Here is a 13,829-nt window from a genome sequence, read left to right on the forward strand (position 1 = left end):
TGGACAAGCCTTGGGATAGGCGTTGCGCATGTCGCAATATCGCCGCAATATCAATGGCTTGGCCGCTGCGATGAAAAAATGCCCCATCCGGGGCTTTTTTTTGTCCGGCGGGTGCGATGGCCGGGCGCGGCGCCGCCGCGTGCGACAATCGCACCCCCGGCGGCCCGTCCCGCCCTGGCTTTCCTGAATTCCGCCGCCATGCATTCCAACCCGCATCCGCCCTCGGGCGCCATGAGTCCGTCCGCCAAGCGCGTGGCCGTTATCGGCGGCGGGCCGGCCGGCCTGATGGCGGCCGAAGGGCTGGCCGCGCGTGGCGCGCAGGTCGACGTGTACGACGCGATGCCGTCGGTCGGCCGCAAGTTCCTCATGGCCGGGCGCGGCGGTTTGAACCTGACCCACAGCGAGGCCGCGGCGCCGTTCCTGGCGCGCTATGGCGAACGCGCCGGCCAGATCGCGCCCTGGCTGCGCGCGCTGGACGCCGATGGCTTGCGCGCATGGGCGGGGCAGCTCGGCATCGAGACTTTCGTCGGTTCGTCGGGCCGGGTCTTTCCCGCCGAAATGAAGGCGGCGCCCTTGTTGCGCGCCTGGCTGGCCCGCCTGCGCGCCAGCGGCGTGCGCTTTCACATGCGTCATCGCTGGCTCGGCTGGCCGTCGGATGGCGCGCCCGGCGCGGCCGAGCTGCGCTTCGACACGCCCGATGGCGTGCGCACCTGCGCGGCCGACGCGGTGGTGCTGGCCCTGGGCGGCGGCAGCTGGGCCAAGCTGGGGTCGGATGGCGCCTGGTTGCCCGGACTGGCGGCGCACGGCATCGCCACGGCGCCGCTGCGCGCGGCCAACTGCGGCTTCGACGTGGCATGGTCCGAACACTTCCGGCAGCGCCATGCCGGCCAACCGGTCAAGTCGGTCACGCTGCGCTGCGTCGGTGAATCGGGACCGGGGCCGGCCCGCCAGGGTGAGTTCGTCGTCACGGAAAACGGCATCGAGGGCAGCCTGGTCTATGCGTTGTCGGCGCCGCTGCGCGACCGCATCGAGACGGCCGGGCAGGCGGTGGCCCTGCTCGACCTGGCGCCGGGCTGGACCCAGGAGCGGGTGCTGGAAGCCGTCACGCATCCGCGTGGCGCGCGCTCGATGTCCAGCCACCTGCAGAGCCGGCTGGGGCTGACCGGCGTCAAGGCCGGCCTGCTGCGCGAGTGCGCCGGCGCCGATGACTTCCGTGATGCGGCGCGCCTGGGGCGCTTGATCAAGGCCCTGCCGCTGACGCTGGTGCGTACCCGTCCGATGGACGAGGCCATCAGCACCGCGGGCGGCGTGGCGTTCGACGCGCTGGAGCCCGGCCTGATGCTGCGCCAGGCGCCGGGCGTGTTCTGCGCGGGGGAAATGCTGGATTGGGAAGCGCCGACCGGCGGCTATCTGCTGACCGCGTGCATGGCCAGCGGGGTGGTGGCCGCCAGCGGCGTGGCGGCGTTTCTGGGGATGGCCGGCGCGCCGGCTCAGGAACTGCCGGGATAGGGCGAAGCGCCCTGGGCCGGGCGCGGCGCCAGGTCGTTGACGACATGGCCGACCACGGTCGGGCCATCGGGTTGCGTGGCGATGCCGATGACGCGGGTGATGGCGCTGGCCGGCATGCTGGTGCCCTGGCCCGGATCCTGCACCAGCTGCCAGATCTTGGCGTCGCCCGAGAAGGCTTCGCTTTCGGCGCTGTCGTCGGCATCGAGGCAGTCGCGGGTGAACATCGACCAGTCGGAGGCGCTGCAAGGCAAGCCGTGCGCGGTGGCCAGGCGGGCCAACGCCAGAGGCGCATCCGCCTGGCTCGCGGCGTGCTGGGCGGCCGCGCCCAGCGAGACATCCAGCGACAGCAGGCGGAGAAACTCCACGACATTGTCTGTATTCATGCTTCGGTCTCCCTCTCTTTGGAGCGGTTCTGGCCGGCGGCTGGCGCGCGCCGGAGGTGGGGTCAGCCGGGTCCTTGTCCCAGCATCGCGACCAGGGACTGCTTCAGGCGCGCGGAAAAAATGGGTACGGTGTGGGAAACGCCGCTGCGGTCGACGCCTTCCTTGAGCTGGACCGATTGGCCCAGGAAGATCTCGGGGGCGGCGGCGATCTCGTTGTATCGGGCCAGCAACTGGTCGACCTGTTCCTGGGCGTCGGCCAGGGTGGCGCTGGCGGCCAGCCTGCCGGCGGTGTAGTTCTGCAGGATGCGGTGCAGATCGTCGATGAAGAGCGCCAGCGCCGCCTGTCCGCGGCATTGTGGCTGTTCCCAGCCCCATGCCTGGGGCGTGCCGCCCGCGTTTTCCGATACGTGTTTCTTGTTCATAGCGCATCCTAATCCATTGCCGCCAAATACGCGACAGGCGTACGGGGGAGGGGCGCACCCTGCGCAAACGGTGGCCTTTGCGGTATGCTGGCTTCGGTTTTCACGCCTCGACAGGAGATGCCCATGAAGAACAAAGTGATTCTCGTCATGCTGCTTTCGATTGCCGCCATGTCGGCGGGGTGCAATACCGTTGCCGGCGCGGGCAAGGATATCCAGCGCGGCGGCGAGAAGATCGAGGGCGCCGCGACCAAATAGGGCGCCGGGCGTTCCGCGCGCCTGCGGGCGCGGCCAGGGCCACGCAGAAATGTCGCGACATTTCGGGCGTGGCCTTTTTGCGGCCGCTGGCATAATCGCGGGAATCCGAATCCGATGGCAGGAAGAATCATGCGCAAGACTATATGGGTGGGTGTCACGTTGATGGCGTTGCTGGGCGGTTGCGCCAGCACGGGCGTTTACGAGGCCGATACCGTGTTGAAGGAAACCTTCAGCGTGGATACCAATTACCAGGCGGCCTTCCGCCGCGCTGGCGAATACGTGCGCACCTGCCATGTGAACGTGCAACATCCGTACAACGTGTCGTATGCCTGGAAGCACGTCCTTGGCGAGAAGGGCGCGCCGGACGAGGTCCAGGTCTACAAGGTCGGCGAAACCGCCAAGATCCTCGAACTGATCTCCGCCGAGGCCGACGGTCCGGCCAAGGCCAAGGTCACCGTGACCGTGTTGGGCCAGGGCCGCTGGAACGCGGCCGAGATCGCCGCCGCCCGCGCCTCGATCCAGACCGCCACGCCGGCCTGCCGCAAGGAAGACTAAATGGACCCGCGCGCCCAGCAGCTTCGCGCCGCCGGCCTGCCGTTCGCGCTGCTGGCCGGCGCGTTCCGCTTCCTGGGCTGGCTGAACGGCGTCGCCGCGCTGGGACTGGCGGCGTTTTCGCTGGGCATCGTCGGCGGCGACATCGCCGCGCCCGATCTGCAACTGCCCCTGCTGCTGCTGTTGGCCGGCCTGCTGCTGGCCTGCCTCGGGGTCTTGTTCGCCTACCTGGCGCAGGTCAGCCTGTTGCGCCAGGGCTACACCGGCCGCTTGACCCGCGCGCACCTGCCGGCGCAGGTGCTTGCCATGCTCTGCTATGTCGTCAGCGCCCTGGCGTTCTGCGCCGGCTGCTGGCTGGCGGCCGGGCAGGGCACGACGGATGCCGCGCCACAGATGACGACCTACGCTCGACGCTGAGTTTCGAGGGTAAACCCGTGTGCGCAAAAGTGTTGGACATGCACTTGCGTTGGGAATAATATGCGCAGTGCGTATACAAACCCTTTCTTCGGGACCTGTCATGACCATTTCCCAGCAAGCCTTCCTGCGCGATGCGATGCGCCGCCTGAATCTCACGCGCGACGTGTTCGCGACCCGGATCGGCGTCAAACGCCGCGCGCTCGACACCTGGCTGTTGCCGGAAGGCTCGCAGGAATTCCGCGCGATGCCGGAAGTGGTGCAGCGTTTCGTCAGCGAAATCGTCCAGAACGGCGTGCTGCTCGAAAAATATACGCAAAGCGTACAAGATGGCCCGCTGCGTGAGCGGATCGCGGTAGAGGGCAAGAACCAGCTGCTGTCGGTGGACCAGTTCACCCGCGAATCGGTCGAGGACCTGTTCCGCGTGGCCGACATGATGCAGCCCATCGCGCGCCGCCAGAAAATCTCGCGCGTGCTGGAAGGCGCGGTGCTCGGCAACCTGTTCTTCGAGGCCAGCACCCGGACCCGCGTCAGCTTCGGCTCGGCCTTCTGCCGCCTGGGCGGCTCGGTCTGCGACACCACCGGCTTCACCTTCTCGTCGATGGCCAAGGGCGAATCGATCTACGACACCAGCCGCGTCATGAGCGGTTATGTCGACGCGATGGTGATCCGCCATCCCGACCAGGGCTCGGTGGCCGAATTCGCGCGCGCCACCAACATCCCGGTGGTCAACGGCGGCGACGGCCCCGGCGAGCACCCGAGCCAGGCGCTGCTGGACCTGTACACGATCCTCACCGAGTTCTCGCGCCTGGGCAAGCTGCTCGACGGCGCGCACATCGCCATGGTCGGCGACCTGAAGTACGGCCGCACGGTGCATTCGCTGATCAAGCTGATGGCGCTGTACAAGAACGTCAAGTTCTCGCTGGTGTCGCCCAAGGGCCTGGAAATGCCCTCCTACATCATCGAGCAGGCCAGCCGCAACGGCAACATCATCGAGCAGAAGACCTCGCTGGCCGAGGGCCTGGCGGGCGCCGACGTGATCTACGCCACGCGCGTGCAGAAAGAGCGCTTCGCCAACGAAGAGAACGAAGGCTACACGCCCGACTTCCAGATCAACCGCGCCATCATCGACGCCTATTGCGGCCCGGACACCATCGTCATGCACCCGCTGCCGCGCGACAGCCGGCCGGGCGCCAACGACCTGAGCGTGGACCTGAACCATGATCCGCGCCTGGCGATCTTCCGCCAGACCGACAACGGCATTCCCATCCGCATGGCCATCTTCGCGGTGCTGCTGGGCGTGGAAGGGCTGGTGCAGCACTCGCTGCGCGACGTGACCTGGCAGCACCCGTCGCACATCGGTCCGGACGATTCGGTGTTCCACGGCCTGGAGTAAGGCGTCCGCGGGACAGCGTTGCGCGGCCGCCATGACGGCCGACGCCGGCGATTTCAAGCATAATCCGCGCTGGTTTTTCCTGTCGCGTGTCGTTCCGAGACACGCCATGGAATCTTCGGTCGGATGGTCTTATGTCTTCGAGCAGTCGCGCAGTCCCGTCTTCTCCTGATCCCGCCGGGCAGGCGTGCTACCTGAGCGCGTCCAATGCCCAGGCCTGGCAGGCGGTCTATTCGTCGGTCGATGCCTACACCCGCGGCCAGGTCGCGGCGGTGGTGTCCGACAGCGCCAACGAGCTGGTCGACGCCTTCTATTCCACCTTGCTGGCCGATGCCGAGGCCGGCCCGCGCCTGTCGCACGAGATCGTCGCCACCCGCCTGCACAAGGGCATGAAGGGCTGGCTTAAGGGCCTGCTGTGCGTGCGCGAGCAGGGCGACATCGCGGCGCTGATGGCGGTGCAGAAGAAGGTGGGCGAAGTGCATGCGCGCGTGCACATCCCGATCCACCTGGTGATGGCCGGCGCCCGCATCCTGAAGAACGAAATCGCGTTGCGCCTGCGCGCCAGCGACCTGGACGGCGTGGCGGCATCGGTCGCGACCCAGTACGTCTGCAATCTGTTCGACCTGGCGATCGAGCAGATGAGCCGCGCCTTCATGCGCGACATCAACCGCGGCGCCCGCAACGACGAGGCCTACCGCCTGTTCGCGCTGGGCCAGAACATTTCCACCGAGCGCGAGCGCCAGCGCGCCGCCCTGCTCGAATGGAGCCAGGCGGTGCTGATCGGCCTGCACTACCGCGCGCCGGAACAGGTGCTGCCGCGCCTGGCGGCCTCCGAGTTCGGCCTGTGGCTGCAGCACAAGGGCGGCGTGCTGTTCGAGAGCGCGCCGGCGCTGCGGCAGATCACCGAAGCGGTGGCGCGGCTGGACGACGTGGTGCTGCCCAGCCTGCTGCAGGGCGGCCCGGCGTCGCTGCCGGACCAGGTGCGTGAACTGCAGGAACTGGTGGCGCGCATCAAGCACCTGCTCAATGGCCTGTTCGACATGGTGGCCGAGATCGAGAGCGGCAGCGATCCGCTCACCAACGTGCTCAATCGCCGCTTCCTGCCCTCGGTGATCGGCCGCGAGATCCTGATCGCCACGCGCGAGCGCTCGACGTTCTCGGTGCTGCTGCTGGATATCGACCACTTCAAGGCGATCAACGATCAGCATGGCCACGCCGGCGGCGACCAGGTGCTGCGGCAGTTCGCCGAGGTGGTGCACCAGTCCTGTCGTTCGAGCGATTTCGTGTTCCGCTATGGCGGCGAGGAGTTCCTGGTGGTGCTGGTGGACACGGCGCGCGACGCGGCCCTGCTGGTGGCCGAGAAGCTGGGCGCCGAGATCCGCCGCCACGCCTTCATGATTCCGGAAGTGGGCGCCTTGCGCATCACCGCCAGCATCGGCGTGGCCGCCTTCGACGGCCATCCCGACTACGCCTACCTGATCGACCGCGCCGACAAGGCGTTGTACCAGGCCAAGCAGTCGGGCCGTGACCGCAGCGTTGCCGCCTGACGGGCGCGTGGCCATCTTGTTCGTGGCTGGCGCGCCGCACCCATTCAAGCCGCGCGCAAGCCGCCACGAGAACAAATGGCCGCCCCATGAAAAAGGCCGCCCCCTCTAAAGAGAGGAGCGGCCCGTCGCGGTGAAGCCGGAGCGCGGGGCTCAGATCTTCTTTTCGCCGCCCAGCGCGTCGACCAGCTCGGCCAGCATCTTGGCCAGCTCGCCCGTCATCAGCATCATGTCGGAATCGAACTTCTCGTCGTCGTTGGTGGCGACGGTGTCGTTGCCTTCCTTGAGCACGTCCAGCGGCGCGACGCGCTTGACGTCCAGGCCTTCGGTCAGCACGAACGAGATGCGGTCGGCCCAGGTCATGGCCAGGCGGGTGCACTGCTTGCCCGACTGGATATGGCGGCGCACGTCGTCGGCGTCGATCGAGTGCTTGACGTAGCGGATGGCCGCGCCGCTTTCGCCGGACGAACGCAGCTCAGTGTCCTGGTCGATGCTGAAATTGCTCGGCGCTTCGTCCTCGGCCAGCCAGCCGGTCATGGCGGAGGCGGGCGACTGGGCCACGTACAGGTTTTCGAGCGGGAACGGATCCACGCACTTGGCCAGCAGGCCGATGACTTCGTCGGCCTTGGCCGAGGCGGCGGCATCGATCACCAGCCAGTGGTTCTGCGGGTCGATCCACACGCGGGTGTCGCGGTACACGCTGAAGGCGCGCGGCAGCAGCTCGTCGGTGACGCGCTCCTTGATTTCCTTCATCTGCTTGCGGCCCGGCTTGTAGCCCTGCTGCTCTTCGATCTCCTGGGCGCGCGCCTTGGCGACCTGGTTGACCACGGTGCTGGGCAGCAGCTTCTTCTCGGCGCGCAGATTCAGCAGGATCTGCCCGCCGACGACGTGCGCCAGCCCGCCGTTCTCGCGCGGCGGGACCCAGCCCAGGCTTTGCATTTCGAGGTTGTTGCCGGCCTGATAGGCGTGCCGCGCAAGCGTTTCTTCAAGCTGCTCGCCGGTCAGCGTCCACGGCGAGGAGAGACGGTAAATCTTGAGATTCTTGAACCACATGAGCGTCGGCCAAAAGGGTTGATTCTATACGACGCGGACGGCTTTGCCGCAGCGGTGCAATACGATGGGGTCAGGCGACACGTTCTGTCACTGACAGCCGCGCGGCCATGCGGTAATGTCCGCGGCATCCGTGTGCAATAGGAGAAGAAGCATGAAGATTGTCGGCGCCATCCTGATCGTGTTGGGCATCGCCGCCCTGGCGTATAAGGGCTTCAGCTACAAGTCCGAGGAAACCGTGCTGCAGGTCGGTTCGGTCAAGGCCACGGCCGAAACCGAGAAGTCCGTGCCGATCCCCATGTGGGCCGGCATCGCCGCGATCGTGGCCGGCGTGCTGGTCATCGGCGTGGGCATGCGCCGCTGAGGCGCGCCCCGCGCAGTGCCCGGGCGGCCGATGCGAGGCCGCCTTTTTCTTGGGCGCGCGCAACGCGTCCGGAAAAAAAGCGGCCCGGCTCAATAGAGGCCGGGCCGGTACGGGAGCACACAATACCGCGTCATAAAAGGCTCGCGGGGAACGCGGTATCGGTGTCAGAACACTGGCCCTGCAATCGCCTGGCAGGGGGATCAATCGCCGGGCGATCAGGCGCAAGGCCGTAATCTGAGGCGCCAGTCTAACGGCGGGGGTCTGACAGGGTCCTGAATCGAGAGGACATCAGACGGTGTCAGGCCTGGTCGCCTGCGCGCGCGCAAAAAAAAAAGCTCCCAGAGGAGCTTTTGAAAGGCCGGGCAGGCGCAGCAGTCCCGCCCGGCGGGGATGGTCGTTTAGGCGTTGATGTCGTTGTCCTTGGATTCGCGCACGAACAGCGTGCCGATGACCAGGGTCATGACCGCGATGATGATCGGGTACCACAGGCCGTCGTAGATGTTGCCGGTGGCGGCCACCACGGCGAAGGCGACCGGGGGCAGGAAGCCGCCGAACCAGCCGTTGCCGATGTGATAGGGCAGGCTCATCGAGGTGTAGCGGATGCGGGTCGGGAACATTTCCACCAGCATCGCCGCGATCGGGCCGTACACCATGGTGACGTAGATCACCAGGATGGTCAGCAGCACGACGACCATGACGTTGTTGCTTTGCGCCGGGTCGGCCTTGGCGGGGTAGCCGTGGCTGCGGATGGCGGTGGTCAGGGCCTTGTCCAGTTCGGCGGCCTTGGCCTTAAAGTCGGCCGGCGCCATGGTCTTGCCGTCGAACGAGGCGAACTCGTCGTTGCCGATCTTGACCTTGGCGACCGAACCCGCCGGGGCCGCTTCGTTCTTGTAGTTCACCGAATTGCGCGCCATGAACGACTTGACCACGTCGCAGGAGCTGGTGAACGACGAGGTGCCTACCGGGTTGAACTGGAATGAGCAGGTGGCGGGGTCGGCGATGACCGTGACCGGGGCAGTCGCCTGCGCCTTTTCGAGCGCGGGGTTGGCGAAGTGCGTCAGGCCCTGGAAGATCGGGAAGTAGGTCGCCGCGGCGATCAGGCAGCCCGCCATGATGATGGGCTTGCGGCCGATCTTGTCCGACAGCGCGCCGAAGATCACGAAGAACGGCGTGCCGATCAGCAGCGCGATCGCGATCATGATGTTGGCGGTGTTGGCGTCGACCTTCAGCGTCTGCGTCAGGAAGAACAGGGCGTAGAACTGGCCCGTGTACCAGACCACGGCCTGGCCGGCGGTCAGGCCCAGCAGCGCCAGGATCACGACCTTCAGGTTCTTCCATTGGCCGAACGATTCGGCGATCGGGGCCTTCGAACCCTTGCCTTCTTCCTTCATGCGCTGGAAGGTTGGCGATTCGTTCAGCTGCAGGCGGATCCACACCGAGATGCCCAGCAGCACGACCGAGATCAGGAACGGAATGCGCCAGCCCCAGGCCTTGAAGTCGTCTTCGCCCATGACCGTGCGGATGCCCAGGATCACCAGCAGCGACAGGAACAGGCCCAGCGTGGCGGTGGTCTGGATCCACGACGTGTAGAAGCCGCGGCGGCCGTGCGGCGCGTGCTCGGCGACGTAGGTCGCGGCGCCGCCGTATTCGCCGCCCAGCGCCAGGCCTTGCAGCAGGCGCAGCACGATCAGGATGGCGGGAGCGGCCAGGCCGATGCTGGCGTAGCTGGGCAGCACGCCCACCAGGAAGGTGGACAGGCCCATCAGCACGATGGTGACCAGGAAGGTGTATTTACGTCCGACCAGGTCGCCCAGGCGGCCGAACACCAGCGCGCCGAACGGACGCACCGCGAAGCCGGCGGCGAAGGCCAGCAGCGCGAAGATGAAGCCCGCGGTCGGGTTCACGCCGGAGAAGAAGTGCTGGGCGATGATGGCCGCCAGCGAACCGTACAGATAAAAGTCGTACCACTCGAACACCGTGCCCAGCGACGAGGCAAAGATGACGCGGCGTTCATCCTTGGTCATCGGGCGCGGATTCGCGGATGGACCGCGACCTGCCATGGTAGTTGTGCTCATGATGTCTCCTCGATTTTTCTGGCCGGCGGTTTTCCGCCGTGCTTGACCCTCCGCCGGCGAGACCGACATCGAGCTATCGCAAGGTTGGGGCGCGAGGCTGACGAGGTTCTGACGTGACCCTTACCTGAATCTTAAATTTGAAACAAAAAGTAAACATCCCTGGGGAGGCTAGGGATAGTCCTAGGGACGGAACGGGGAACTCGCGTGGCGGCAAGCGCGGCGCGCAACGGCGCCGGGCGGGAAACGCCTGGGCCGGCGCGAGGCGCCCGTCAGGGGTTCAGGCGGGGTCGGCCGGCCTCAGTCGCCGAGGTCGTCGACGGGTTCGACGTAGAGCGGGAAGACGACCCGGATGCGCGTGCCCGGCAGGTTCGAGTGCGGGGTCGGGTGGTCGGTGACCAAGACGGTGGCCTGGTGCTTCTGCGCGATCTCCCGGACGATGGCCAGGCCCAGTCCGCTGCCGTCCGACAGCGTGCCCAGCACGCGGTAGAAGCGGTCGAACACGCGCTCGCGCTCCTCCGGCGCGATGCCGGGGCCGGAGTCCTCGACCTCCAGCACGCCCTGATCGCCCAGCGCCTGCACGCGCACCGTGATGTGGCCGCCGCGCGGCGTATAGCGCAGCGCGTTGTCCACCAGGTTGTTGAGCAGTTCGGCCAGCAGCAGCGGGTTGCCGTTGATCTCGACCGGGGTCTCCGACCCTTCGAAGCCCAGATCGGTGCCGAGCGACAGCGCGTGCGGCACCCAGTGCATCGCCTGTTCGTAGGCGATGGCGTTCAGGTCGGTGGCGGCCAGTCCGATGGCGCTGGGGTTTTCGGCCCGCGCCAGCAGCAGCAACTGGTTCACCGGGCGGGTGGCGCGTTCGGAGCCGGTCACCAGCTGGCGCAGGCTGGCCTGCATTTCCTCGGGGCTGGCGTCGCGCAGGGCCAGTTCGGCCTGGGTCCGCAGGCCCGCCAGCGGGGGTCTTCAACTGGTGCGCGGCATCGGCGACGAAACGGCGCTGCGCCTGGACGTTGTCCGACAGCCGGTCGAGCAGGTCGTTCATGGCCGCGACCAGCGGCGCGATCTCGGAGGGTGCGGCGCGTTCGTCGATCGGCGACAGGTCGTCCGGCCGGCGCGCCCGCAGCCGCTGCTGCAGCGCATTGAGCGGCGCGACCCCGCGCGACAGCCCGAACCACACCAGCAGCACCGCGATCGGCAGCACCACGAACTGCGGAATGATCACGCCCTTGATGATGTCGTTGGCCAGCTGGGTGCGTTTCTCCACGGTCTCGGCCACGATCAGCAGCGCCGGCTGGGTGTTGGGCAGGTTCAGGTCGACCCAGGTGAAGGCCAGGCGCACGCCGAAGCCGCGCAGGGTGTCGTCCTCGTACTGCACCTCGCCGGGGCGCGGCTGGCCGACCGAGGCGGGCAGGGGCAGGGCGCGGTCGCCGCCCAGGTATTCGCCGCGGCTGCCGAGCGCCAGCCAGAAGACGCTGTCGGTCTCGTCGGCGCGCAGCACGTCGCGCGCCGGGTCGGTCATCCGCAGCACCGCGCGGCCGTCCTGGGCGTGGACCTGGCGCGTCAGCACGTGCAGGTTGTTGGCGAGCGCGCGGTCATAGGGCACGTTGGCGATGTTCTGCGCCACCACGTAGGTGATGGCGACGCTCATCGGCCACAGTAGGAACAGCGGCGCCAGCATCCAGTCGAGGATCTCGCCCAGCAGCGAGCGCTGCGGCGGCGCGAAGCTGGGGCCGCGGGCCCCGGCCTGCATCACATCCAGCGCTTCCTGGTTGAGCGCCTCCGGCTGTGGCGGTTCAGCTGGCGAGGTAGGCCGCACCCTGATCCCGTTCCAGGCAGTAGCCCAGGCCGCGCACCGTCACGATCTTCACGCCGCTCGGTTCGAGCTTCTTGCGCAGGCGGTGCACGTAGACCTCGATGGCATTGGTGCTGACTTCCTCGCCCCATTCGCACAGGTGGTCGACCAGCTGGGTCTTGCTGACCATGCGGCCGCTGCGGGTCAGCAGGATCTCGAGCAGGCTGACTTCGCGCGCGGACAGGTCCAGCGTCTGGTCGTCGACCATCGCCACGCGCCCGGTCTGGTCGAACACCAGCCGGCCGTGCTTGAGCAGCGTGGCGCCGCCGCCCGCGCCGCGGCGCGTCAGGGCGCGCACGCGCGCTTCCAGCTCGGACAGCGCGAACGGCTTGGCCATGTAGTCGTCTGCGCCCAGGTCCAGTCCCTTGACGCGCTGCTCGATGCTGTCGGCGGCGGTCAGGATCAGGACGGGCAGGGCGGAGTTGCGGGCCCGCAGCCGCCGCAGCACCTCCAGGCCGGCCAGCTGCGGCAGGCCGAGATCGAGGATGAGCAGGTCGAAGGCCTGGGCCGCCAGCGCCGAATCGGCCGCCAGGCTGTCGCGCACGGCGTCGACCGCGTAGCCGTTGTGACGCAGCGAGCGTGACAGGCCGTCGGCCAGGATGCTGTCGTCTTCGGCGATCAGAATGCGCATGGGCTGTCGAAAAGAAGTAGGGCGCGCCGGGTGAGCGACGCACGCGTGCCGCCCTCGGTGGAGTGCCGGGGCGGCGTGCCGGGAGCGCAATGGGGACATAGCGCCAGTTTTTTCCTCGATTCTGTCATACGGCACCGGGCTTGCCCACTCAGGGAATACGTGGAAAACTGTGGCACACTGTTTTTTTGTACAGTACAATCCGATGCCATAATCTGCGCTATCGCTTTCTGATCGGTGCCGATTGCAGCCTGGACCCACCGCTTCGGCGCCGTTTCGATCAACCCCTTGCGACAACCCGCGCGCTGACCGGTATCCGTGCCGCGCCCGACACCCGATACGTTACAGACCTAGACCCGACAGGACACTACATGGACGACAAAACCACCAAGGCCGCCGCTTCGGAAAAAGCCAAGGCGCTGGCCGCCGCGCTCTCGCAGATCGAAAAGCAGTTCGGCAAGGGCTCGATCATGCGCTACGGCGACAACGAGGTCTCGCGCGACATCCAGGTGGTGTCGACCGGCTCGCTGGGTCTGGACATCGCGCTGGGCGTCGGCGGCCTGCCGCGCGGCCGCGTGGTGGAAATCTACGGTCCGGAATCCTCGGGCAAGACCACGCTGACCCTGCAGGTCGTGGCTGAAATGCAAAAGATCGGCGGCACCTGCGCCTTCGTCGACGCCGAACACGCGCTGGACGTGCAGTACGCCTCGAAGCTGGGCGTCAACCTGGCCGACCTGCTGATCTCGCAGCCGGACACGGGTGAGCAGGCGCTGGAAATCACCGACGCGCTGGTGCGCTCGGGTTCGGTCGATCTGATCGTGGTCGACTCGGTCGCGGCCCTGGTGCCCAAGGCCGAAATCGAAGGCGAAATGGGCGATTCGCTGCCCGGCCTGCAGGCCCGCCTGATGAGCCAGGCGTTGCGCAAGCTGACCGCCACCATCAAGAAGACCAACTGCATGGTCATCTTCATCAACCAGATCCGCATGAAGATCGGCGTGATGTTCGGCAACCCCGAAACCACCACCGGCGGCAACGCGCTCAAGTTCTACGCCTCGGTGCGCCTGGACATCCGCCGCATCGGCTCGATCAAGAAGGGCGACGAGGTCGTCGGCAACGAAACCCGCGTCAAGGTGGTCAAGAACAAGGTCGCGCCCCCGTTCAAGCAGGCCGAGTTCGACATCATGTACGGCGCCGGCATCTCGCGCGAAGGCGAAATCATCGACCTGGGCGTGGCCGCCAACGTGGTGGACAAGTCCGGCGCGTGGTACAGCTACAACGGCAACCGCATCGGCCAGGGCAAGGACAACGTCCGTGAATACCTGAAGGAACACAAGGAACTGGCGATCGAGATCGAGAACCGTGTTCGCGAGAACCAGGGCATCGTCAGCCGC

13 protein-coding genes and 1 pseudogene are annotated in these 13,829 nt (G+C 67.1%); 8 read left to right on the forward strand and 6 right to left on the reverse strand.

The features are described 5' to 3' along the window. Positions 1 to 198: 198 nt before the first annotated feature. The gene (locus AOZ49_RS00550) at positions 199 to 1,509 is read left to right on the forward strand and encodes a TIGR03862 family flavoprotein (protein WP_082380256.1); all 1,311 of its coding nucleotides are present in this window, start codon (positions 199 to 201) and stop codon (positions 1,507 to 1,509) included. Here the strand turns inward: AOZ49_RS00550 and AOZ49_RS00555 are convergent. After that, the gene (locus AOZ49_RS00555; protein ID WP_054433353.1) at positions 1,491 to 1,892 is read right to left on the reverse strand and encodes a hypothetical protein; all 402 of its coding nucleotides are present in this window, start codon (positions 1,890 to 1,892) and stop codon (positions 1,491 to 1,493) included. The two genes, AOZ49_RS00550 and AOZ49_RS00555, sit on opposite strands and share 19 nt — an antisense overlap. 62 nt (positions 1,893 to 1,954) lie before the next feature. Next, the gene (locus AOZ49_RS00560) at positions 1,955 to 2,314 is read right to left on the reverse strand and encodes a hypothetical protein (RefSeq protein ID WP_054433352.1); all 360 of its coding nucleotides are present in this window, start codon (positions 2,312 to 2,314) and stop codon (positions 1,955 to 1,957) included. 123 nt (positions 2,315 to 2,437) lie between these two features. Between AOZ49_RS00560 and AOZ49_RS00565 the strand changes: the two genes are divergently transcribed. The 5 genes from AOZ49_RS00565 (at position 2,438) to AOZ49_RS00585 (ending at position 6,475) form a co-directional block, all read left to right on the forward strand. Further along, positions 2,438 to 2,569 carry an entericidin A/B family lipoprotein gene (locus tag AOZ49_RS00565; protein ID WP_006388387.1) on the forward strand — a complete coding sequence of 44 codons (132 nt, stop codon included), beginning with the start codon at positions 2,438 to 2,440 and terminating at the stop codon, positions 2,567 to 2,569. Positions 2,570 to 2,698: 129 nt separating this feature from the next. Further along, positions 2,699 to 3,124, forward strand: coding sequence for a BPTD_2524 family lipoprotein (locus AOZ49_RS00570; RefSeq protein ID WP_054473921.1), 426 nt, complete (start codon positions 2,699 to 2,701; stop codon positions 3,122 to 3,124). Then, positions 3,125 to 3,538 (forward strand): hypothetical protein, encoded by a 414-nt coding sequence (locus AOZ49_RS00575; protein ID WP_054473922.1) that lies wholly within the window; start codon positions 3,125 to 3,127, stop codon positions 3,536 to 3,538. It abuts the gene before it with no gap. A gap of 100 nt (positions 3,539 to 3,638) precedes the next feature. Then, entirely contained in the window at positions 3,639 to 4,931 is a 1,293-nt protein-coding gene (locus AOZ49_RS00580; protein WP_054433349.1) for an aspartate carbamoyltransferase, read from the forward strand. Between the two features lie 131 nt (positions 4,932 to 5,062). Continuing rightward, positions 5,063 to 6,475: a diguanylate cyclase gene (locus AOZ49_RS00585; protein WP_054433348.1), complete on the forward strand. Its 1,413-nt coding sequence runs from the start codon at positions 5,063 to 5,065 to the stop codon at positions 6,473 to 6,475. A 150-nt stretch (positions 6,476 to 6,625) separates the two neighbouring features. Here the strand turns inward: AOZ49_RS00585 and AOZ49_RS00590 are convergent, their stop codons facing one another. Beyond that, positions 6,626 to 7,525 carry a recombination-associated protein RdgC gene (locus AOZ49_RS00590; protein ID WP_006393742.1) on the reverse strand — a complete coding sequence of 300 codons (900 nt, stop codon included), beginning with the start codon at positions 7,523 to 7,525 and terminating at the stop codon, positions 6,626 to 6,628. Between the two features lie 151 nt (positions 7,526 to 7,676). Between AOZ49_RS00590 and AOZ49_RS00595 the strand changes: the two genes are divergently transcribed. Continuing rightward, positions 7,677 to 7,886, forward strand: a complete 210-nt coding sequence (locus AOZ49_RS00595; protein WP_006388393.1) for a hypothetical protein — start codon at positions 7,677 to 7,679, stop codon at positions 7,884 to 7,886. A gap of 398 nt (positions 7,887 to 8,284) precedes the next feature. Here the strand turns inward: AOZ49_RS00595 and AOZ49_RS00600 are convergent, their stop codons facing one another. The 3 genes and pseudogenes from AOZ49_RS00600 to AOZ49_RS00610 all read right to left on the reverse strand — a co-directional run bounded on the left by AOZ49_RS00600 (position 8,285) and on the right by AOZ49_RS00610 (position 12,441). Further along, positions 8,285 to 9,946, reverse strand: a complete 1,662-nt coding sequence (locus AOZ49_RS00600) for an MFS transporter (RefSeq protein WP_054433347.1) — start codon at positions 9,944 to 9,946, stop codon at positions 8,285 to 8,287. 312 nt (positions 9,947 to 10,258) lie between these two features. Continuing rightward, positions 10,259 to 11,636, reverse strand: a pseudogene (locus AOZ49_RS00605) (sensor histidine kinase N-terminal domain-containing protein). A gap of 115 nt (positions 11,637 to 11,751) precedes the next feature. Then, a complete protein-coding gene (locus tag AOZ49_RS00610; protein WP_054473923.1) occupies positions 11,752 to 12,441 on the reverse strand; it encodes a response regulator in 690 nt (229 codons plus the stop codon). Positions 12,442 to 12,809: 368 nt separating this feature from the next. Here AOZ49_RS00610 and recA point away from each other — a divergent pair. Then, the coding region (gene recA, locus AOZ49_RS32820) for a recombinase RecA (RefSeq protein ID WP_054473924.1) at positions 12,810 to 13,829 on the forward strand (1,020 nt) is incomplete at its 3' end.

Origin of the sequence: Achromobacter sp. 2789STDY5608615, assembly GCF_001298995.1 — a bacterium.
Taxonomy (GTDB): Bacteria; Pseudomonadota; Gammaproteobacteria; order Burkholderiales; family Burkholderiaceae_B; genus Achromobacter; species Achromobacter insuavis.